General features: G+C 42.3%; 15 protein-coding genes. 11 read left to right on the forward strand and 4 right to left on the reverse strand.

The annotated features are described in order from the left end of the window. The 8 genes from AZ66_RS13500 to AZ66_RS13535 form a co-directional block, all read left to right on the forward strand. The coding region (locus AZ66_RS13500; protein WP_044355330.1) for a dihydrolipoamide acetyltransferase family protein at positions 1 to 845 on the forward strand (845 nt) is incomplete at its 5' end. A 17-nt stretch (positions 846 to 862) separates the two neighbouring features. Continuing rightward, positions 863 to 2,002: an acyl-CoA dehydrogenase family protein gene (locus AZ66_RS13505; RefSeq protein WP_044355331.1), complete on the forward strand. Its 1,140-nt coding sequence runs from the start codon at positions 863 to 865 to the stop codon at positions 2,000 to 2,002. Positions 2,003 to 2,016: 14 nt separating this feature from the next. Next, positions 2,017 to 3,363, forward strand: coding sequence for an acetyl-CoA carboxylase biotin carboxylase subunit (locus tag AZ66_RS13510; RefSeq protein WP_044355332.1), 1,347 nt, complete (start codon positions 2,017 to 2,019; stop codon positions 3,361 to 3,363). A 67-nt stretch (positions 3,364 to 3,430) separates the two neighbouring features. Continuing rightward, positions 3,431 to 3,643 (forward strand): acetyl-CoA carboxylase biotin carboxyl carrier protein subunit, encoded by a 213-nt coding sequence (locus AZ66_RS13515; RefSeq protein WP_021262912.1) that lies wholly within the window; start codon positions 3,431 to 3,433, stop codon positions 3,641 to 3,643. A 23-nt stretch (positions 3,644 to 3,666) separates the two neighbouring features. Next, complete coding sequence (locus tag AZ66_RS13520) at positions 3,667 to 4,569, forward strand: hydroxymethylglutaryl-CoA lyase (protein ID WP_044355333.1); 903 nt, start codon at positions 3,667 to 3,669, stop codon at positions 4,567 to 4,569. A 51-nt stretch (positions 4,570 to 4,620) separates the two neighbouring features. Continuing rightward, positions 4,621 to 5,403, forward strand: a complete 783-nt coding sequence (locus AZ66_RS13525; protein WP_044355334.1) for an enoyl-CoA hydratase — start codon at positions 4,621 to 4,623, stop codon at positions 5,401 to 5,403. Positions 5,404 to 5,434: 31 nt separating this feature from the next. After that, positions 5,435 to 6,973, forward strand: coding sequence for an acyl-CoA carboxylase subunit beta (locus AZ66_RS13530; protein ID WP_044355335.1), 1,539 nt, complete (start codon positions 5,435 to 5,437; stop codon positions 6,971 to 6,973). A gap of 146 nt (positions 6,974 to 7,119) precedes the next feature. Next, entirely contained in the window at positions 7,120 to 8,016 is an 897-nt protein-coding gene (locus AZ66_RS13535) for a LysR family transcriptional regulator (protein ID WP_021262916.1), read from the forward strand. 141 nt (positions 8,017 to 8,157) lie between these two features. Here AZ66_RS13535 and AZ66_RS13540 read toward each other — a convergent pair whose 3' ends face one another. Further along, complete coding sequence (locus AZ66_RS13540; protein WP_021262917.1) at positions 8,158 to 8,346, reverse strand: YgaP family membrane protein; 189 nt, start codon at positions 8,344 to 8,346, stop codon at positions 8,158 to 8,160. A 501-nt stretch (positions 8,347 to 8,847) separates the two neighbouring features. On the opposite strand from AZ66_RS13540, the gene alv reads away from it, so the two are divergent. Both alv and AZ66_RS13550 read left to right on the forward strand, forming a co-directional pair. Next, positions 8,848 to 10,353 carry a cholesterol-dependent cytolysin alveolysin gene (gene alv / locus AZ66_RS13545; RefSeq protein WP_044355336.1) on the forward strand — a complete coding sequence of 502 codons (1,506 nt, stop codon included), beginning with the start codon at positions 8,848 to 8,850 and terminating at the stop codon, positions 10,351 to 10,353. A gap of 267 nt (positions 10,354 to 10,620) precedes the next feature. Continuing rightward, on the forward strand, positions 10,621 to 11,817 hold the full coding sequence (locus tag AZ66_RS13550; RefSeq protein ID WP_044355337.1) for a macrolide family glycosyltransferase: 1,197 nt from the start codon (positions 10,621 to 10,623) through the stop codon (positions 11,815 to 11,817). Between the two features lie 116 nt (positions 11,818 to 11,933). On the opposite strand, the gene AZ66_RS13555 is transcribed toward AZ66_RS13550, so the two are convergent. After that, a complete protein-coding gene (locus AZ66_RS13555) occupies positions 11,934 to 12,386 on the reverse strand; it encodes a hypothetical protein (protein ID WP_044355338.1) in 453 nt (150 codons plus the stop codon). Positions 12,387 to 13,101: 715 nt separating this feature from the next. On the opposite strand from AZ66_RS13555, the gene AZ66_RS13565 reads away from it, so the two are divergent. After that, a complete protein-coding gene (locus tag AZ66_RS13565; protein ID WP_044355340.1) occupies positions 13,102 to 13,323 on the forward strand; it encodes a hypothetical protein in 222 nt (73 codons plus the stop codon). 723 nt (positions 13,324 to 14,046) lie between these two features. On the opposite strand, the gene AZ66_RS13570 is transcribed toward AZ66_RS13565, so the two are convergent. Together AZ66_RS13570 and AZ66_RS29825 are read right to left on the reverse strand one after the other, a co-directional pair. Beyond that, positions 14,047 to 21,939, reverse strand: a complete 7,893-nt coding sequence (locus AZ66_RS13570; protein ID WP_052648508.1) for a non-ribosomal peptide synthetase — start codon at positions 21,937 to 21,939, stop codon at positions 14,047 to 14,049. Beyond that, positions 21,866 to 23,006: condensation domain-containing protein (locus tag AZ66_RS29825; RefSeq protein ID WP_231586863.1), on the reverse strand; the 1,141-nt coding region annotated here is incomplete at its 5' end. The genes AZ66_RS29825 and AZ66_RS13570, both read right to left, overlap by 74 nt.

Raw genomic sequence — 23,006 nt, forward strand, 5'->3', positions numbered from 1 at the left:
AAGGTAAGAAACAGTCTGAAGACTCCCCAGCTCAGCAAATCGAATCTCCATCTCAGTCATTATCACAAGCGGCAGCATCAGTTTCCGATATTGCGTTACCGTCCGAAACATTTGATGCCTTATCTGCTGAACATTCTACCATTCATCAAGCCGACGAGAAGATCCCAGTTACCGGCATCCGCAAAACCATAGCCAAGCGAATGGTACAAAGCAAGCAGGAAATCCCGCACGCATGGCTTATGGTGGAATGTGATGTCACGAATTTGGTTAGTTATCGCAGCCAGATTAAAGAGGAATTTAAGAAAAAAGAAGGACTCCAGCTCACTTATTTGCCATTCTTTATAAAGTCGGTAGCGGAGACTTTAAAGGAATTCCCTATTTTAAATTCGCAGTGGACAGACAATCACATCATCGCCAAAAAATCGACTCATATCTCGATTGCCGTTGCTACCGAGAATGCCTTATTCGTTCCTGTCATTAAGGACGCCGACCAAAAAAGCATTTTCGGTCTTGCCAAAGCGATAGACGAAATGGTCACGAAAACGAGAGAAGGCAAATTAACGCAGGCGGATCTAACTGGCGGAACGTTTACCGTGAATAACACAGGCTCCTTCGGCTCCGTACTTTCAGCCCCGATCATCAATCCACCGCAGGTAGCCATTCTAAGTATGGAAGCCATCGTCAAACGCCCGATCGTCATTAATAACATGATTGCCGTTCGCAATATGATGAACATTTGTCTTTCCTTGGATCACCGGGTTTTGGACGGTCTTGTGTGCGGCCGCTTCTTGAAGAGAGTCAAGCAAAAGATTGAAAGCTACGGCACGGACATCGGACTATATTAAAAGGGAGCGATGAATTCATGCATTTTGATTTAACCGAGGAACAAGCGTTGATCAAAAAAATGATGCGCGATTTTTCGGAGGGCGAGGTTGCCCCGGGCGCGGATGAACGGGATCGTACGAAGCAATTTCCGGCGGATGTTTTCGATAAATTAACGAAGCTGGGCGTCATGGGCCTGCCTTTTCCCGAACAATATGGCGGCGGCGGAGCGGATACCATTAGCTTCGCAATCACTGTAGAAGAATTAAGCAGGGTCTGTGCTTCCACGGGCATTACCTATTCCGCCCATATTTCTTTAGGTGGGGCACCCATCCATTTATTCGGAACACATGAGCAGAAGGAAAAATACTTATCACCTCTCTGTACAGGAGAATACATGGGCGCATTCGGCCTGACGGAACCAAATGCAGGATCGGATGCAGGCGGAACCCAGACAAAAGCGAATCTGCATGGAGATGAGTGGATCATTTCCGGCTCCAAATGCTTTATTACCAATGCAAGCTATGCCAAAAACTTGTCCCTTACAGCCGTTACGGATCGCACCCAAGGGACGAATGGAATCAGTGCGTTTATCGTGCCTACAGATGCGCCAGGCTTTACGGTTATTGACAATTATGAAAAGCTTGGGCTACACGCTTCGAATACTACGGAGTTAGTGATCGAAAATGTAACCGTTCCCAAGGAAAATCTTCTCGGGAAAGAGGGCCATGGATATAAGCAATTCTTAGCTACGCTTGACGGAGGCCGAATCGGTATTGGTGCGATGGCGGTCGGAATTGCCCAAGGGGCTTACGAAAAATCGCTGCAATATGCCAAAGAAAGAAAACAATTCGGCCAAAGCTTATCCTCCTTTCAAGCGATCCAATTCAAGCTGGCCGACATGGCCATGCATATTGAACTCGCACGCACGATGGTGTATAAAGCGGCATGGCTTAAAGATAAAGGCAGGAAGTTCAAGAAGGAGGCGGCGATGGCCAAATTATTTGCCTCGGAAATATGCATGAAAGCATGCGATCAAGCCGTACAAATCCATGGCGGTTATGGATATATGAAGGAATACCAGGTCGAGCGATTCTTTCGGGATGCCAAGCTGCTTGAGATCGGGGAAGGAACTTCGGAAGTGCAACGAATGGTCATTGCACGCCAGATCGGTTGTTAAAGGGGATTGGTTCTATGTTCAAAAAGATTCTAATCGCCAACCGAGGCGAAATTGCGGCTCGAGTGATCCGCACTTGCAAAGCGCTGGGCATTGCCACCGTCAGCATCTACTCGAAAGTGGATAAGGAAGCTCCGCATGTCAAAATGGCAGATGAGGCCTACGAGGTAGGAAATCCAAAAGTTACAGATAGCTATTTAAAAATCGAAAAGATTTTAGAAATCGCCCATCTTGCTAAAGCGGATGCGATTCACCCCGGATACGGGTTACTTTCGGAAAATGCGGAATTTGCACGCCGTTGCGAGGAAGCGGGTATTGTATTCATCGGCCCATCATCAGATGTCATCGCCCGCATGGGCAGTAAAATTGAAGCCCGAAACAGCATGGAACAGGCAGGTGTGCCTGTTGTTCCCGGCATTTCCTATGCATTAGCGGATGCGGAAGAAGCAGCACAGGCAGCCGGCCGAATCGGCTATCCGGTTATGCTGAAGGCTTCTGCCGGTGGTGGCGGCATCGGCATGCAAATCGTGAATAACGAAGCGGAGATGAAGCAAGCATTTGAAGGGAACCAGAAGCGTGCCTCTAATTTCTTCGGAGATGGGGCCATGTATCTAGAGAAGGTTGTAGAAAATCCTCGGCATATCGAAATTCAGATTTTAGCGGACGCCCAGGGAAATACCGTCTACTTATGGGAGCGGGAATGTTCGATACAACGGCGTCATCAAAAAGTCGTGGAAGAAGCTCCTTCAACCTTTTTAGATGAACTCACACGAGAAAAAATGGGAGAAGCGGCGGTTAGGGCGGCTAAATCGATCGGATACCGGAATGCCGGAACGATCGAATTTTTAGTCGACGAGCATAAAAATTTCTACTTTCTTGAAATGAATACTCGTCTGCAGGTGGAGCATACGATCACAGAAGAGATTACCGGCTTGGACCTGGTTGCGGAGCAGCTGCGAATTGCGGCAGGACATTCCTTGAACTTCGGTCAATCTGATGTGAAACGCGAAGGCCATGCGATAGAAGTACGGATTTATGCAGAAGATCCGAAGACGTTCTTCCCATCCCCTGGAATCATTACGAAGTTCGCTATCCCTGAAGGAGACGGAATTCGTCATGAGCTGGCTGTACATGATGGTTCTGTTGTCACGCCCTTCTATGATCCGATGATTGCAAAGCTCATCGTCGCAGGGAAGGATCGCAATGAAGCGATTGAGCGGCTTCAACAGGCGATGGCCGATTATCAGGTTGAGGGCATCAAGACCAACATTCCAATGCTGCAAGAAGTCATCGCGCATCCAGCATTCCGTTCAGGCGATACAACAACAGGCTTTGTTGCGAAATATGTACTGGAGCAGACATAACTGTATCGGATAAGGTAAGTCCTCGCTGAGTTACCGTAAGGCTATTCGTAAAAAGGAGGTTATTCAGATGAGCAAAATCGTGGCGGTTATGGCGGGGAATGTATACAAGATTCTTGTCAAGCCTGGGGATCAAGTCGAGGCAGGACAAAATGTAGTCGTGTTGGAATCGATGAAAATGGAGATCTCGATTACGTCTGGCACCGGAGGAACGGTAAACAAGGTCAATGTGAGCGAAGGCGACTTTGTTGATGAAGGAGATTTGTTGATCGAGCTTGATTAAACAGATGCTGGGGGTTGGGGGAGATGAACTGGCCGGCGAGAGTGACGATCAAAGAGGTTGGTCCAAGGGACGGACTGCAAAATGAGAAGGTTTTCGTTGCAACAGAAGATAAAATCGCTTGGATCAACCAATTGTCCCGTACCGGAATTACATCCTTAGAAATCACTTCATTTGTGAATCCGAAGTGGATTCCAGCACTGGCAGATGCCGCTGAAGTTGCCAAAGGGATTGAGCGGATGCCTGGCATTACGTATTCGGCACTCGTTCCGAATCGGCAGGGCCTAGAGCGAGCACTTGAGACCGATGTAGATGAAGTGGCCGTCTTTATGTCTGCCAGTGGGACCCACAATCAAAGAAATATCAACAAGTCAATAAACGCTACGTTTCCCATTCTGTATGAAGTCGTGCAAGCAGCTCATTCCGCTGGGAAGCCAGTCCGCGGTTACGTGTCAACGGTTTTTGGCTGCCCCTATGAAGGGCCTATCTCTATCGACGAGGTCATCCGTGTATCGGAAACGTTGTTCGAAATGGGGATTGGCGAATTATCTCTAGGGGATACGATTGGCATTGCAAATCCGAAGCAGGTAGAAGATGTATTGGAAATGCTGCTCAAGCGTTTTGATGCCGAGAAATTGGCTCTGCATTTCCACGATACGCGTGGAACGGCGCTGGCTAATATTCTAGCGTCCATGAACATGGGGATCACAACATTCGATGCCTCTGTCGGAGGGTTGGGCGGATGCCCGTATGCACCTGGAGCCTCCGGCAATGTCGCTTCGGAGGACTTGTTGTTCATGCTGGATTCAATGGGAATTCAGACGGGGATAAATCAGGAAAAGCTTCTCTCCGCGGCGCGTTATATTCAGGAGAAGATCGGAAGAACCTTGCCGAGCCGGAATCTTCAGGTCAATATCTCGAACGGATGAGCAGGTACATGATGCAGGTGCATGATTCGGTACAAGGAAGGAGGGGTGATCATGGAAAAAGCTGTACTGGTCTCCAATATCGGAAATGGAATTGTGCTCATCACGTTGAACCGGCCGGAAGCTGCCAATGCGTTATCAATTAAGATGCTCGAACAATTGCGTGATGCGGCAGATGCATGTAAATTGGATCGGGCTGTTCGCTGTATCATCATCACAGGCGCCGGAAAGAAAGCATTTTGCGCAGGTGCTGACTTAAAAGAACGCGCTGGGATGGACATGAGCCAAGTGCGTAGAACGGTATCTTTCATTCGCGAGACCATCAATGATGTAGAAGCCTTGCCCCAGCCGGTCATTGCCGCCGTGAACGGATCCGCTATTGGCGGGGGAATGGAATTGGCCTTGGCCTGCGACATTCGGATTGCTTCCGCAACAGCCGCATTCGCCCTTGCGGAGACTTCACTTGGGATTATTCCCGGCGCAGGAGGAACGCAGCGGCTGCCGAGACTGATCGGTAAGGGGCAGGCGAAGGAGCTCATTTTCACGGCTAGGAAAATCGACGCCGCAGAAGCAAGGAACATCGGGCTGGTAGAGGCTGTAGCACCACCTGAATTCCTGCTCGATAAGGCTTTGGAAATAGCAGGCCGTATTGTTCGAAATGCTCCTATCGCTGTGACTCAGGCCAAATTCGCCATCGATAAGGGATGGGAAGTGGAGCTGAACACTGGACTTGCGATTGAGCAGCATGCGTATGAAGCCACAATTCCGACAAAGGATCGCTTGGAAGGACTGCAGGCGTTCAAGGATAAACGTCCTCCCATATTTAAGGGCGAGTAACAAGCATATCGCAGATAAGGAGGAATAGGGGATGTCCATCGAGTTCAATCCGGAGGAGCTGCAGGAACGTGTGTCACGAATCCTCGAAGGAGGGGGTCCGTCATATCATCAAAAGAATGCGGATAAAGGGAAGCGATTTGTGCGTGACCGGTTAAAGCTATTGTTTGATCCGGGTTTCGAACTGGAGGATGCGTTGTTCGCCAACTGCGCCGCAGAAGATCTTCCAGCGGATGGCGTCGTTACGGCGATTGGAAAAGTGAACGGAAGAATCATATGCGTAATGGCCAATGATTCTACTGTAAAAGCCGGATCGTGGGGATCGCGTACGGTAGAGAAGATCATTCGCATCCAAGAGACGGCTGAGAAAATGAGAGTGCCGTTGATTTACCTCGTAGATTCAGCAGGTGCCCGCATTACAGATCAGGTCGAGATGTTTCCTGGCAGACGCGGGGCTGGCCGTATTTTTTACAATCAGGTCAAGTTGTCGGGCAAAATCCCCCAAATCTGCCTGCTGTTCGGCCCTTCAGCTGCGGGCGGAGCCTACATTCCAGCATTTTGCGATATCGTGATTATGGTAGATGGAAATGCATCCATGTATCTTGGTTCCCCGCGGATGGCGGAGATGGTGATCGGAGAAAAGGTTACGCTAGAAGAGATGGGTGGCGCGCACATGCACTGCTCGATTTCAGGATGCGGGGATGTGCTGGCGAAGAATGAAGAGGAAGCCATTTTGATGGCGCGGCAATATCTCTCATACTTTCCCTCCCATTTTTCTGAACAACCGCCGGTTGCGAAACCAGTGGCACCGCCATCCTTTGAGAAATCATTGGAAGAGCTCATCCCGACCAATCAGAATGCCCCGTTCAATATGTATGACTTGATTGATCGTATTATCGACGAAGGATCATTTTTTGAGATGAAGAAGCTGTTTGCCGGTGAGCTTATTACAGGACTGGCCCGAATGAACGGAAAACCGGTCGGGATCATTGCCAATCAGCCACGGGTAAAGGGTGGCGTGCTGTTCCTCGATTCAGCGGATAAGGCAGCCAGATTTATTACCCTTTGCGACGCTTTTCATATCCCGCTTCTATTCCTTGCCGACGTCCCCGGTTTTATGATCGGCACGAAGGTGGAGCGGGCAGGAATTATCCGCCACGGGGCGAAAATGATTTCAGCGATGTCCGAAGCGACCGTGCCTAAAATTTCAGTAATCGTTCGCAAAGCGTACGGAGCGGGTCTTTATGCGATGGCTGGTCCTGCATTTGAACCGGATTGTTGTCTCGCACTGCCTACAGCTCAAATCGCGGTGATGGGGCCAGAGGCTGCAATCAATGCGGTCTATGCCAATAAAATTACTCAATTGCCTGAAAGCGAGCGGGCTGCCTTTATCGAACAAAAGCGTGAAGAATATAAGCAGGACATTGATATTTACCGGCTAGCCTCCGAAATGATTATTGACGGAATTATTCCCGCCAATTCACTGCGTACCGAGTTAGTGAACCGTTTTGCGGCCTATTCATCAAAAGCTGTCGTCTTCTCAGAGCGCAAGCACCCGGTATATCCGGTTTAATCCATCGGCATTTCCGAAACGGCACTAAGCGTTTAGCGGCGCGAGGTGCTGTTTTTGACGTGTCAGGCATATCATGATCTTGAGCCAAGGGATGAATGGTTTGGATACCACTTTGCCTGTAAGGGAAGGAGGAAGATCCGGATCAGATGGATATTAAACAGCTTCATTATTTTGCAGAAGTAGCCAAGCATAAAAATTTTACAAAAGCCTCGCAGGTGTTGTATGTTTCTCAGCCATCCATCAGCAAGATGATCAAAAGTCTCGAGGATGAGTTGGGCGTTATGTTGCTTGACCGTTCCGACAGGGAAGTTGTACTTACCGATACAGGAAGGCTGGTTAACGAGAAAGCTTTGAAGATTTTGCAGATGCTAGAGGATTTATCTTCTTCCGTAAATGAACTGGTTCACGTGCAAAAAGGAAAAGTAACAATGGGGATCATGCCTACAATCAGCGCATTGCTTTTCCCAAAGATCATTGCCGGATTTAAAAAGAGCTATCCCAAGATTGAGATTCAAATGGTAGAATACAGCGCAAAACAAGTAAAGATGCAGATGGATCAAGGAAATATCGATTTTGGGGTCACGGTGCTGCCGGTGAACACGCAGTTGTATCGAACGGTTTCCTTGTTAACGGAAGAACTGGTTGTCATCGTGAGCAATCATCACTGGCTGGCTGGAAGGAAATCCGTCAGCTTGACCGAATTGCAGAATGAGCCCTTCATTCTGTTCACCAAGGAATTTGCCCTTCATGATGTAGTTGAGCAAGCATGCTTGCAGGCTGGGTTCGAACCCAAGGTGGCTCATTTGACCTCGCTATGGGATTTCTGCTGCGAGATGGTAGCTTCGCAACTAGGAATATCACTGATTCCCCGATCGATGGCGAACCGATTGCACCATCTTGCCATTCATGCCGTCACCGTCTCCCAACCGGAAATTGCTTGGGAGTTGGCTCTCATTTATCCTCGGGATAAATATCTTTCTTATGCATCGCGGGCATTTATCTCCTATATCAAGGCCAATCCGCCGAATCAACCGGGATTATGACGAAAAAGAACTGGCGGTCAACGGATGGCTGAAGAATTTGGATGAAGCGGAGTCCAAAACCTATTAAGGTTTTAGACTCTTTATTGGAGACTTCAACCAATCATCATTGGATTACGGTAAATAGTAAAGCGAAGGGAAGCATTATTTCACTTTTTTACAATTTTGTATGCCAAGAACTGCATTCGCCGGACAATAGCGGGTTGTGCCTGTAATGATAGGAACCAATCCAATTAATCCCCACCATTTTCTGTAATAAAGTCCCGTAAAGATGATTGCAGCTCCAACCGAAATTCGAATCGCTTGTTCCGTTTTTCCAACATTACAGTTCAAGTTCTACACCTCCATATGCGAAATCAATTTGCTCATATACCATTTAGAGTTGCCGCATAATTATGGTTGGAAATAAGGCGCATTCTCATGCGTGGAATTGATTGGCTAATCTTAATTGACGTTATGTACTATTGTTCCCTTCCTGCTCTTAACCAATCAGCAAAGCTGCCCTTTTTATGTAACAGGTTCATCGACACTCTCCTAATGTGATGCTTAGGGGAGTGTTTTATGTTACCCTTTTTTACTCTTTCAAAAAAAGGGTTTTCATGGTATTTTAGTGTATCATATACAATACTAGAATCAACAAGTAAAATCCTATAATTTTGAATATATTATTCTAAATAATCGAATTATACTTAAAAATATTTTATTCCTGTCATAAAAGTTATGAAGTTTCGTATTATTTCTTAATAAAAATATAAAAATTTCATACCAAATTACCGATAAAAAAATTAATGTAGTACATTAGTACTACAATTTTACATAAAGAGGGGTAATTGTATGAAGAAAAAATCAAACTATGTGAAAGGAAGGAAAGTACTCGTAAGTCTGTTAGTTAGTTTGCAAGTGTTCACTTTTGCGAGTATTTCCTCCGCGGCACCCAACGAATCCAATGATATTGATCTTGGAATCGCAGGCCTGAACTATAATCGCAATGAGGTTTTGGCTGTACAAGGGGATCAAATCAGTAGTTTTGTTCCCAAAGAAGGCATTCAGTCCAATGGTAAATTCATCGTGGTTGAACGGGACAAAAAATCACTTACAACGTCACCCGTAGATATTTCAATCATTGATTCAATCACGAATCGCACTTATCCAGGCGCAATACAGCTTGCAAATAAGGATTTTGCGGATAATCAGCCTAGTCTGGTTATGGCTGCGAGAAAGCCAATGGATATTAGCATTGATCTGCCTGGGTTGAAGAACGAGAACACAATTTCCGTTCAAAATCCAAATTACGGCAGCGTATCTAGTGCCATTGATCAGCTCGTATCGACATGGGGCGAGAAGTACTCCAGCACGCATACACTGCCAGCTAGATTACAGTATGCTGAATCCATGGTTTACAGCCAAAATCAAATTTCCAGTGCACTGAATGTGAACGCTAAAGTGCTTAACGGTACGCTTGGAATCGACTTTAACGCGGTCGCAAACGGCGAGAAAAAAGTGATGGTTGCAGCTTATAAGCAAATCTTTTATACCGTAAGTGCAGGACTGCCCAACAATCCATCGGACTTGTTTGATGATAGTGTGTCGTTTGCTGAGTTAGTCCGTAAAGGGGTTAGCAGTGAGACTCCGCCGCTGATGGTATCGAACGTTGCATATGGCAGAACCATTTATGTGAAATTGGAGACGACCTCCAAGAGCAATGATGTACAAACGGCATTTAAATTGTTGCTCAATAATCCTAGCATTCAAGCTAGCGGTCAGTACAAAGATATTTATGAAAACAGTTCGTTTACTGCCGTTGTACTAGGTGGCGACGCGCAAACACATAACCAAGTTGTTACGAAAGACTTCAATGTTATCCAAAGCGTAATCAAGGACAATGCAGAATTCAGCAGCAAGAATCCAGCTTACCCGATTTCATATACAAGTGTCTTCTTGAAAGACAATTCCATAGCTGCCGTTCACAACAATACCGAGTATATCGAGACGAAAACGACGGAATATACGAAGGGTAAAATTAAGCTTGATCATAGTGGTGCATATGTAGCTCAGTTTGAAGTATATTGGGACGAGTTTTCATATGATGCAAATGGACAAGAAATCTTGACTCGTAAAAGTTGGGATGGAAATTGGCGCGATAGAACTGCTCATTTCTCAACAGAAATCCCACTTCCGCCTAATGCCAAGAACATAAGAATTTTTGCAAGAGAATGCACAGGTCTTGCTTGGGAATGGTGGAGAACAGTTGTTGATGAATATAACGTTCCGTTAGCTAGCGATATTAATGTTTCGATTTGGGGAACAACGTTATATCCGAAATCATCCATTACTCACTAATTAATATCAAAACATGAACATCTCCCCATTCATTTGGGGAGATGTTTTTTTGCTCTAGCATGTTTTTGTTTATCCTCATTTATGATAGGATTTGCACTAATTACATCAGCAGTGAGAAAATTTACGGGGGTTATACAAAAATTCTTTGTACTATTTGTATACTATGATAAACTTGATCCCGAATACAATTTCAAGTACGAGTCAAGCGAGGGCTTGGAAATCCTTGTGAACAATGTAAGCGAATCGTATTATCTAGGAGTGATGATAATGGCACGTGTTTTATTTATAAATGGGGGATCAGTGGGACATATCAATCCCACGATTGGAGTCGTACAGGAACTTATCTCACGGGGAGAAGAGGTCGTATACTTCTGCATTGAAGCATTCCGGGAGCGATTGGAGAAGACAGGCGCTATCGTACGAACATTTGATGATCAGAAATTCATCAAAGCCTTTATTTCAGGTGGACGAAATTATGTGCTTGAACGTATCAACGGCTTGCTGCTTACGGCAGATGTCGTCATACCAAGCGTACTTGAACAGATCAAGGGAGAGCAATTCGATTACATTATTCATGATTCTATGTTCGGTTGTGGACGAATACTGGCTCACATATTGAAACTTCCTGCAATCAATTCCTGTACGTCTTTTGTGCAATCAGAGGCAACCTTCGATAGCATGATGGAACAGTTCCATGCAAGTGTACCTGCAGAGATCGCGAAGCCTATCCATGATACATTTGTAAGCCTGACGGACAAGGTGAAGGAAACCTATCAAGTGGAGATTCATTCTCCTTATGAGGTATTTTGTAACCCAGCACCACTTACCATTGTGTATACAACAAGGGAGTTCCAACCTGAAGGAGAAACATTTGATCATTCCTTTCAATTTGTTGGGCCATCCATCTCTTCACAGGTCAGCCAAACGGACTTCGACCTTACAGAAATCGAAGGGAGAAGCCTCATTTACATTTCACTCGGTACCGTCTTTAACCAAGCGATTGATTTCTATAAGCTCTGTATGGAAGCTTTGGGAGACACGGAGCATACGATTGTCATGTCGATCGGCGATAAAGTCCAAATTTCTAATTTAGGTGAGATCCCTGAGAACTTCATTGTAAAAAACGTTGTGCCACAAACCGATCTATTGCCACACACGAAATTATTTATTACACATGGTGGCATGAATAGTGCTCATGAAGGTCTCTATTACGGAGTTCCGCTCATTGTTATCCCGCAAAGCGCGGATCAGCCAGTCATTGCCGAGCGAATCTCCAAAGTTGGAGCGGGTGTTACATTACGTATGGATGGCTTGACTGCACAGCAAATCCGAGAAGCCGCAGACCATGTGTTTAGCCACGCATCTTACAAGACAGCCGCTGTAAACATGCAACAATCCTTCCGTGAATCAGGTGGGTATGTACGAGCTGTTGATGAGATATTAGAATTTAGAAACCATAATTAGCCTCCGGAATGCTCACACTTTTTTTATCCATTAAGGGGGCTGACCCCATAACGTGAGACAAATCAAATTCTGGAGCAGCCAGTAGGTAAGCAATACAGCTTCGGCAAAGGCCTAGACTATCTATCCCTAACTGGAAATTGATTTTTTTGAAAGATCATAAAATAGTTAACATTTGAATTTAGGATTAAAGAAGCGGGAGAGCAATATGTCAGAAATTCGGGTGCTTGTAGTCGATGACGATCGGCTTCCTCTACGATGCGTGCAAATGCACGGAAGACCATGATCTCTTCTGTACAAGGGGAGGCAAGGTCTTCTTTTAATAGTTCCAGACCATCCTGATCCAGATGGTCTGCATTCATACCAATGATTTCACTGGAGTAACGAGTAGTCTCTAATTTGGGATCAATTCGACTGACCTGAAGGAGGGGATATTTCTCCTCTATATCATCTCCACGAGCGAGAGGTGAGCTTCTGGGTCTGTTGTCGTGAGATGAACCGATCCCACGGCTTGCTAAACCTATTGCCAGAGAAGCAACAACTGTTGTCTTTCCTAAACCGCCTTTACCCATCGTTTAGATGCAATTTCAGCGAAGAATAAAATTCTATTTTTAGACTGCTTGTATGGCGGGGAATTTTATGATCGATAATACCGCTGTCTTTAATATCAATGAAACAGCAGATGAATTTGCCGGGAGAGGATATGCTGTTATAGCTTCGAGCAATGCAATTCAATACTCTTACGGACATCCGGATAAACCCATCAGTTTGTTTACCAGTTTTTTTGTGCGAGGCTTTAACCAACACATATACTATCCGAGAAGGGAAAAAATCTTTATACGACATCAATAAATTTTTGTATCTAGAAATATGGAACAAGAACAACCCATCTAAAAGGCAAAACCCAATTTATAGAGCAAATATTGGTGGAACCATATTTTTTGAGGTTAAGCATTATCAACCTTACATTGTAGAAAACTTCGCGTACCAGCGAATGTCGTGGGTGATTCACACGATTGAGCAGCTCGTCCATGAGAAGAATAAAGATCCGCTTCGGGGTCGCGGTTATAGAACGCCCTTAGAGAAGATCCAGCTAGGTGAAAGCAGAAACCATGTTTTTAAACAATCATAATCATCAATGGAGCGGGATCCCTATTAAGCTAAAGGACAGAATGGTTCCAATATATGGTATACTTAAATAAGACGAAATCCTACTTATTGGAGGCCATAAGAATTGTCCAATCCATTATTGGGGTATGGTAGAGGGAGCGTGATGTAGTGGAAAAGATGATAGCTGGAATTTTTGTGTTTTTTGTTTTTATGATTCCTATGTATGGAGTATTAATATGGACTTATTTTTGTCCTGAGGATAGTTTATTATGGGGGAAACGATGGATGTATAAAGAAGAACCTGAAATATCTAATTCGGCAATTCGCTTTGCGAAAGTATCCTCATTGACAGCTATTGTGGTGCTGACTATTATATTTGGAGTCTTAATATTTAGTTAGCATCAACATTAGAGAAAGAAAGGTCTCTAAGTTCTTGTTATCCAACTGCATGAAATCAGATTAAATGTTGTAACATCTTATATAAAGATAGGCAAGACAAGGGTTTGAATAAACTTATAGACATATGTACAAAATACGGGTTTTGTGAAACAGTACTATAGATTGAAAAGGAGTCTCTCAAATTGGCCTCAATCAGCTGCTTGATCTCCTTAATTTCACCATATCATGTATTGGTTATTATTGAGTACATTATTCATATTAATTGTTCATTTTAACTCTGTTTTACTTTGTTTAATCTTCACTGCTTACAGAATTGTTTTTAATTGTTTCATTGCTAAGCATTAGCATTTGCCGTTAGTTATCTTCGCGTTATAAAATATCTGCTTATATACATCAATTGAATTCATACAACGAATATTTCAATAAACACTCAATTTACACATGGCTGCTTAACTGGCTTGGCGTTTATTTCTAGCATAATAACATTCTTCAACTACAAATATGTGAAATAATTCTCAATACTATGCCTTAACTCTCTATGCCTTACCTTTTCATTTATATTATTTGTTAACCAATTCTGAATAATCGGCCGTAACCCACTTCAGCAGTTGAATGTAGATAAGATTTGTGCTTGTTAGATATCAAACAAATGCACAAATCTTATCTTTACACTCCCGCTCCAACGCTTCTTTTACGATCTCGATTCTTAATTCAGAATCTATTTTAGATAAGGAGCAATTCATTTACGTTATTCATGAAGTTATGGATCTCATTTGTAATCTTTGGTATTTGGTGCTCCTCACAAAATAAGTTAATCATGAGTTTATTCTCTAGGACTGCGATAGCGATCTCTGTCGACAATTTGTTAGTCTTACTACGGAACATATCCTTAATTGCACTAAGCTCGTCCTTCATCTCTGCTTGTGAATCATACAGACCTAGATAGTTAAAAATCGGAATATTTATCGTTTCTGAGCTATACGTATCTTTAAATGCACGCCTCACCTTCTTATATTTGCTCTTCGGTTCCTCGTGAGAAAGCAAGGCTGCAAAATTTATGTTTTTCTCAGATGCAAAACGAGTATATTCATTTATTTCTTCCATAGCTAGATGTTGATCACGAGCTAAGCAAAGAGGAAGAATATCAATAAATGCCCCAACTGTATGATAATAATTGTTTGTTTGATATTTTCTTCCCGTATGAAGGATCGCAAACGGTATCTTATCAAGCTCAAAATTAAGCTCTAAAACTTTCAAAAATACTTTTAAGGATATATCCCATGGCATTTCTTCAACGGATTTACGAATATCTTCTGTCATCGGAATGGAAATGGTTGTATTTATTAATGATGCTTTCTTATATTTTTTGTAATATTGACTAAAACTATCGTGAAAATCATTTAGATTAAACTTCTCGATAAGTTCCTTTTCCGTTACTCCTTGAGGGCCCTTCAGCTGCTCTTTAACATAATGCTCATATTGCAATATATTAGGCCCTTTCAATTCACCATTATTTGAATATGCTTGCCGAATACTAGCTTCGATGATTTCGAAGCTCATCGCATCAAAAATGAGGTGATTAAAGGGCATATATACCTTATAGTCATTTTCAGCGAATTTGATCATTATCACTTTATACAATAATTTGTTAAAAACGTCTGTACCCTCTACATGTTCTCCATAAAGTTCATGAATGTAGGACTGAATGCTTTCTTTTTGCTCTTCACTCGCATGCTCCAAGTCCAGATAAGGTATATCAATATCCGTTACCACGTCATATTCTTGGATCATGGTTTGATGAACTGAATTTATTAGAACGCTCCTTAATAAACCTTGTTCGTTAATGACACATTTTATGCTTTTTTTCAGCAGCTGCACATTGACCTTATGGTTAAAATCCAATATTGCCCCACTATATGTTTTGTTTGTATCTAGTAGAATTTCCTGCATCGCTGATAGTGGATAAACCTGCACTATTTTGTTCGGACTTACAATCTTATTACTAAACTCATTAAGCTTGTCGGTTAGCGCCTGATTCCATTTCGTTAGGCTCGTTGAAATACACTCCGTGTCCTCATGCCTAACTTCATTGAATTGCGTTTCTCTATTTACCCAGTGTTTATAAATATCACGTATATTTTCATAATAGAAAATATCTTTAATTGAAATGTGGATATTTACCTTCTTTAACTCTTTGTATATTTTTGCAATCCGTATTGAATCCCCGCCAACTTCAAATAAGTTGTCCCTTACGCCTAGTTTCTGCAGCCCTAATACACTCTTACAAATATCTACAATTAAAATTTCCACTTCATTTTCGGCTTCCTCATAATGAGTGCCAGTCTTTATTACACCTTCTATTTCAGGTAATCGCTTTCGATCAACTTTACCGTTGAAATTAAATGGTAAGGAATCCATTCTAATAAAATACGCTGGGATCATATAGGCAGGTAATTTCATGCCTAAAGTTTCTCGTAATGTATGGATGGCTATTTCCTTCTCGGCCACATAATAGGCACAGAGATACTTCGCTCCATCCACGTCCTTATCGATAATTGCAACCTGAGTCACTTCTGGGAATTCTAACAGGTTTTGTTCAATTTCGCCTATTTCGATTCGATATCCTCTTATTTTAACCTGATGGTCAATTCTTCCTACATATTCGATATTTCCATCGGACAACCATCTAGCCATATCTCCTGTTTTATAAAGGATTTCTTCTGGCTGATAAGGATTATTAATGAATTTTTCTTTCGTTAATTGTTCGTTATTCAAGTATCCCCTTGCTAACCCTATACCTGCGATGCACAGTTCACCGGTTACACCCGTTGGAACCAGTTTATTATGGGCATCCAGTATCAATATCCGATGATTTCTAATGGGGGCTCCAATCGACATTTTCACTTTGTGATCCTGAGATAGCCTGCAAGTTGTCGTACATACGGTATCTTCCGTCGGGCCATATGCGTTGAAAACTTCTACTCTTCCAAGCAGATGAGAGATTTGTTCGTATTTTAGTTCGCTTCCTGCCGTAATTACCCGCTTCAATCCGTTATCTAGCTCTAAATTAGCCGCTACAAATGGAGGTAGAGTTACGGTTGTGATTCTGTGAGTTCTTATATATTCGTTTAATAAATCCGTATTGAGCAGTACATCTTTATCAGGTATATAGAGTGTATTGCCAAGCAATAACGCCATAAACAGTTCCCATGAGAACGCATCAAACGCCATGCTTGCGAATTGCAGGATATGTTCATCGTTACCTATTCCAAAATCACGCTCAAACCAATGCTTCAAGTTAATAACACCTTTATGCTCTACCATAACTCCTTTAGGTTTCCCGGTCGTACCCGAGGTATAGATCACATAGGCTAAATCATTGGAACGGTTGATATTATCGATTAGTCCAACAGAGAGTTCGTTCAGCCCCTCATTTTCTAAATCAATAACCTCTTTGATGTGAAGAGTTCGCACTTGCGTAAGGGTATGAGTAGAAAGCAGAATTTCAGCTTTACTGTCTTGTAGTATATAATTGATTCGGTCTTCAGGATAGTTCGAATCAATTGGCAGATAGGCAGCGCCCGCCTTTAAAATAGCAAGTACGCTTACAATCATGTTAATGGAGCGATCGATCATAATGGGTACGATGGATTCTACACCTATTCCCTTATCCCTGAGAAGTTTGGCCAATGTATTTGCTCTCTTATTTAATTCACTGTAGCTTATTGTATCCTCGCCAAATACAACCGCTGTTTTTTCTGGGTTTTTCGTGACTTGATATTCAAAGAGACCTTGAATCGTATCCTCTGTTTGATAGTCCATGTAGGTGTCATTAAAGTGATCCAATACTTCGCTCTTCTCATCAGTTCCCACAATTTCTATGTCATCGATCTGTATATTCGGATTGGTAAGAACCTGGTTTAAGATATTGAAGAAGTGGTTTTTAATTTTATTTACTTCCTCTTCACCATATATCCCATCATTGTAGTCAAATTTTACAACAAACTCTTCTCCCGGAAATACTTTGATATTAAAGTTGTAGTTCGTCTCCCCAAAACTCCGAGCAGAACGAATCTGCAAATTTACCTGATCCTGTTTATCTTGGTTAATCATATCTTTGTCAATCGGATAATTTTCAAAGACCATCAATCCATTTATGAGGCTATTACCAACCTCAGTTAGCTTTTGTATTTCAGCTATCGAGCAATATTGGTAGGGCTCGCTATCATTAAAATCCGATTTTATTTTCCGTAGCACTTCGTTATATTTTCTTTCATGAGTTGTATTCACTCGCAATGGAATGGCATTGATAAACAAGCCTACCATTTCATCAATTCCATATATTTCGGTGGTTCTACCCGATACAATAAATCCGAATACGACATCATTCACATTATTGTATCTTTGAAGCTGGATCGCCCATACACTTTGGAGGATCGTATTGATTGTAACGTTGTTATTTTTTGCCATAACCTCTATTTGCTTGATAATACCTTTATCCAGGCTTAAAATGACCTCTTGTGGTTTTCCTTGAGTCGTTAAAGCCCTTTTAAACGGAATTTCGATTGTAGTATTATAGCCCTTCAAGTACGCCGACCAATAATTTAGAGCAGCCGTATTATCCTGCGAACCTATCCACTTGATGTACTCTTCATAAGGCCTTATATTCTTTGCCTCTACAATAGAATTTTGCAAGAGACGGCTATAGATATCGAATAGCTCACTACTAATGATTCCAAAAGACCATCCGTCCAAAATAATATGGTGATTGCTTAAAATCAAACTATATTCCTGTTCGTTCATCCTCACTACAAAAAGTCTGATTAGGTTATCCTTAGATAAATCAAACCCTCTTTTCCTATCTGCTATGATCAGCTGTTCGATATACGCTTCCTTATCGACCTGTAAGTCTCTAATATCGAAATACGTGAACTCAGCATCTCTAGATTTATAAACGATCTGCATGTTTTCTGTAAAACTATTGCTGTCAAAATTGGTTCGGAAGACGTCGTGGCGGGCTACGAGCTCCATAAAGCTTTTCCTAAATAACTCCTCGTTCAGTGCTCCAGTCATCCTAAGTTCCAAATTTAAATGGTAGTATTCACCGTGATCCGCCATCGAATGGAAAAGCAGCCCTTCCTGCATCGGAGTAAGCGGGTATATTCGTTTTATAGTATTGATTTGCGTGTAATATGGTGCGAGCTCTTCCCATGAGATGTCCTCATCTGTAAGATCCGAAGCGGTTATTTCTACATTTTCCTGGGATATGCAATGATCAATGATCAGTTTAAGACTCTCGATGTAACGCTGTAACAATCCTTCAATGGTACCATCATTAAATTCTTCCCTAATGTAGCTCAAAGTAAGATTGAACTGTTTATGGAGTACCATTGCCGAAATATTCAGAGGATACAATCTGCTGCTATCTCTACTCACCGAATCACCTGGTGAAATATCAGATAAGGTGAAGTTTTTACCTGAAACAATCTCATCGAACTCTCCAGAATAATTAAAACTTATATCTGGTTTACGAATAGCCTTCAATTCAAAAGGTGATAAATATTTAAGGATTCCATAGCCTATTCCCTTACGGGGGATTCGTCGTAGTGTATCCTTTGTACTTATTATTAAGTCCGATACACAATCTTTGGTGTGCAGAACTACAGGATACTGGCTAGTGAACCATCCAACTGTCCTTGTGATATCAACATCGTTTACGATTTGTTCTCTTCCGTACGATTCCAAATTAATTAGTATTCGTTCGGTTTGGTTAAAGTTAGCTAACGTAAGGGCCAAAGCCGACAGAAGGATATCATTGATTTCCGTTGAGTACGCTTTATTTACTTTGGTTAATAAGTTCTCAGTATACGACTTATCTAATACGATTGTTTTATTGATGATCTCGGCGCCTTGTATACTTTGAGGTTCATACTCCGTGGTAAGCTTTTTAATTTCCCATTGGTCAAGACTATCCCAGTATTTACGTTCATCTCTCACTGTAGATCCGCTAGCATATTGTTTTTGCTTGAATGCCCACTCTTGGAAGGACGTCGTTTTTAAAGGCAAATTCAGTTCTTGTCCATGATAGAGTGTGTCGAAGTCCTCCATAATAATTTTCCATGACACAGCATCAACAACCATATGATGGATGGATACAAGTAAATAGTCGCCTTTGTCTGTTTTAAACAACCCTAATTTTACTAGCGGGCCTTTCGATAATTTCATACTTGCTTGGAGTTGAGTGCATAAGCCAGTTATATAATCATTCTGTATATTTTCTCCCCGAAGGTCAAAAATACGAAAGTCATATAACTTATTGCTTACTTCACGATTTATTAACTTGTGGTCAACAACTATTGCTCTTAAAACATCATGATGCTGTACAATTCGATCAAAAGCTCGCTCAATCCTGTCTTCTCTAAAGCCATGTTTACTAAACAACATAAGTTCCTGATTAAAATGATCCTTCATCAAGTCTTCTTGCTCTAAAAACCATTTTTGAATGGGCGTCAGCTCGATTTCACCTGTTACTTCACGCTGATCTATCGCTCTTTTCGTATGCTTGCTATGAACGACCAAGTCTTTAATTCTGGGGTTATTCATCAAATCCTTAATCTCAAACGTGTACCCTTTTTTGCCCATCTGGGCGATAGCTTGAATGGCTTTTATCGAATCTCCGCCTAAGGTAAAAAACTCATCATGGATTCCAACATTCTTTACGCCAAGTACCTTTTCCCAGACTTGGGCAATTGATTTCTCCATCTCATTTCGAGGTGCCACAAATTCTACTCCAGTATGTACCTCACCATCCGGTTCCGGCAACACCTTGCGGTCTACCTTGCCGTTAGGGGTTAGCGGCAACCGATCCATCTGTACGAAGTACGACGGGATCATGTAGCTCGGCAGAGATGCAGAGACATGATCCCGCAACGTTAATACGGACAGATCCACATCGCTGACGACATACGCGCACAAATACGCTTGTCCATCCTCTCCTGTTCGGGCCACTACGATTGCATCTTGGATTTGCTCGTGAAGCATTAATTGCTGGGCGATTTCACTTGGCTCAATGCGGTAGCCGCGAATTTTGACCTGTTCATCGATGCGACCCAAATATTCGATATTCCCATCAGGCAACCAGCGAGCTAGGTCTCCTGTCTTATACATTCTTGCACCCGCTTCAAACGGGTTCGGCACAAACTTCGCTGCCGTTAATTCCGCATTGTTCAAGTAACCGCGAGCCAGTCCTTCTCCAGCAACGCATAGTTCACCGGCCACTCCAATAGGCTGCAGATGGTTGTGACGGTCGACGATGTATACGCTTGAATTGCTAATCGCTTTCCCAATCGGTATAGGACTGTTGAACTCTTCCTCAATGACATAAAAGGTTGAGAAAGTTGTATTCTCTGTTGGACCATACCCATTAACCAACTTAAGCGACTGATGCGCCCTTGTTACTTGATTAATGTGCTCGCAGGATAACGCATCTCCGCCTACAATTAAGGTCTTCAGCCCTGCGAATATCATGACATTCTGTTGAACCAGTTGGTTAAATAAAGGAGCCGTCAGCCACATCGTTGTAATCTGGTTTTGTCTAATCGCTTCTCCTAGCTTTTCCGCGTGCAAGAGGGTATGCTCCTCAACCAAAACCAATCCAATTCCGTTTAGTAAGGCTCCCCAAAGCTCGAATGTGGATGCGTCAAACACCATGGCTCCTGTCTGTAAAATCCGATCACCTTCCGAGAACTCCACGTAATTGGTGTTTTTCACAAGCCGCACAACACTTTTATGTTCAACCATAACGCCCTTTGGTTTTCCCGTAGAGCCAGATGTGTACATGACATATGCCAAATCAGAAGAGCTGTTGATCCACAGCGGGTTGTCAGAGCTATATGATGACAGTTCCTTAGAGACTTGATCCATAAGCACTATTTCTATATGGCTATCGATAATATGTCGTAACGCCTCCGAATAAGTTGATTGGGCAAGTAGCACTCCCGTATTGGAATCCACAAGCAAGCTCTTCATTCGTTCTGCCGGATAAGTCGGATCAATGGGCAAATAGGCCCCGCCAGCCTTCAGGATTCCCAAAGTTCCAATAACCATCTCCACGGAACGTTCTCCTATAATACCTACTAACACCTCTTTCCCTACGCCCTTTTGTCTTAAATGATGGGCTAGATGATTGGCTCTCTCGTTGAGCTCTTGGTAAGTTACTTGCTCATCCTGATAGATTAATGCTGTATGATGGGGGAATTGCTCAACTTGCTGCTCAAACAGCTGTACGATGGTTTTATCCTTAGGATAATTGCTATGCGTACGATTGAACTCAGAGAGAATTTGATGTTTGTCTTCAGCATCGAGTATTTCTATATCCTGAATGCTTATATGTCTATTTTCTATAATTTGATCAACAATAGCATCAAACACACCTACGATTTTTGAAATACCCTCTTCAGAATAAGCATTTTCATTATATGTAAAATTGATCGATATTTTATCATCGTGATTGACAATTAGCGTTAAGTTATAGTTCGTTCCTTCAATAAGCTGATGCGGTACCACAAACACGGAATTGAGTATTTTCAAATCGTTGTTTTTTAAAAATTTCTTCATTTAATCTTCTCTCATCGATAGGATAATTCTCAAAGACAAGGAGACTGCTGATCAAATCATTTTTAAGCTCACTCAAATTTTGGATATCCGTCAGGCTTACATAGTCATGTTTATTGTTTTGCAGCGTGATGCTGCTTATGTGCTTCATCAAGTCTGGATACAACGATATCTCTGTAAATTTCACGCGTAGTGGGATCGTGTTAATAAACAGTCCCGGAATTATTTCCACACCTTCGATTTCAGCATTTCTTCCTGATACAACATATCCATAAACAATGTCATCCGTATTATTGTATTTACTAAGAAGAATCGCCCAGATGCTTTGGATCACAGTATTTACTGTAACTTTGCTTTCCTGCGCGATGCGGGCTAAACCTAACGTTTTTTCCTCATCTAAAACCAACACCATCTCTTTATTGATGACTTCATTTGTTTTATTTTCTTTTTCAAAAGGAATTTTTGTGACTTCTTTACATTCACTTAAATAACCTTTCCAGTACGCTTTTGCTTCATCTAAATCTTTGTTTTTTAACCAGTCTATATAAGTAAAATAAGGAATGACTTCGTTCAAACTCGCTGTAATGCCATGTTTTAATTCGTTATAAATCTTAAATAATTCAATGAGAATTAAGCTATTGCACCAACCATCCATAAGAATATGATGAAGATGAAAGATCAAGCTGTAGGTATTCTCATTCATCCGAACGAGGACAATGCGCAGCAACATATCCTTGCTTAAATCAAATCGTCTCGATCGATATTGGCTGATTAATTGATCTAAATACGCTTCACGATCATCACCTTGATCCGTGATGTCGATGTACTCAACTGCTACTCTTCGCTTTCTATAAACCACCTGCATATTTTGCTGAAATGATGAATAATCAAATACCGTCCTTAAAATATCATGTCGTTCGGTAACAATGTTAAAAGCCCTATCTAACATTTCCAAATCTATTTGCCCTTCAACCTGGAAACAAGATAACTTGATGTACGTATCCAATTCATCCGTCAAGGCATGATAAAGCATACCCTCCTGCATAGGAGCAAGAGGGTAGATGTACTTA

This window comes from Paenibacillus sp. E194 (assembly GCF_000935845.1).
Taxonomy (GTDB): Bacteria; Bacillota; Bacilli; order Paenibacillales; family Paenibacillaceae; genus Paenibacillus_B; species Paenibacillus_B alvei_B.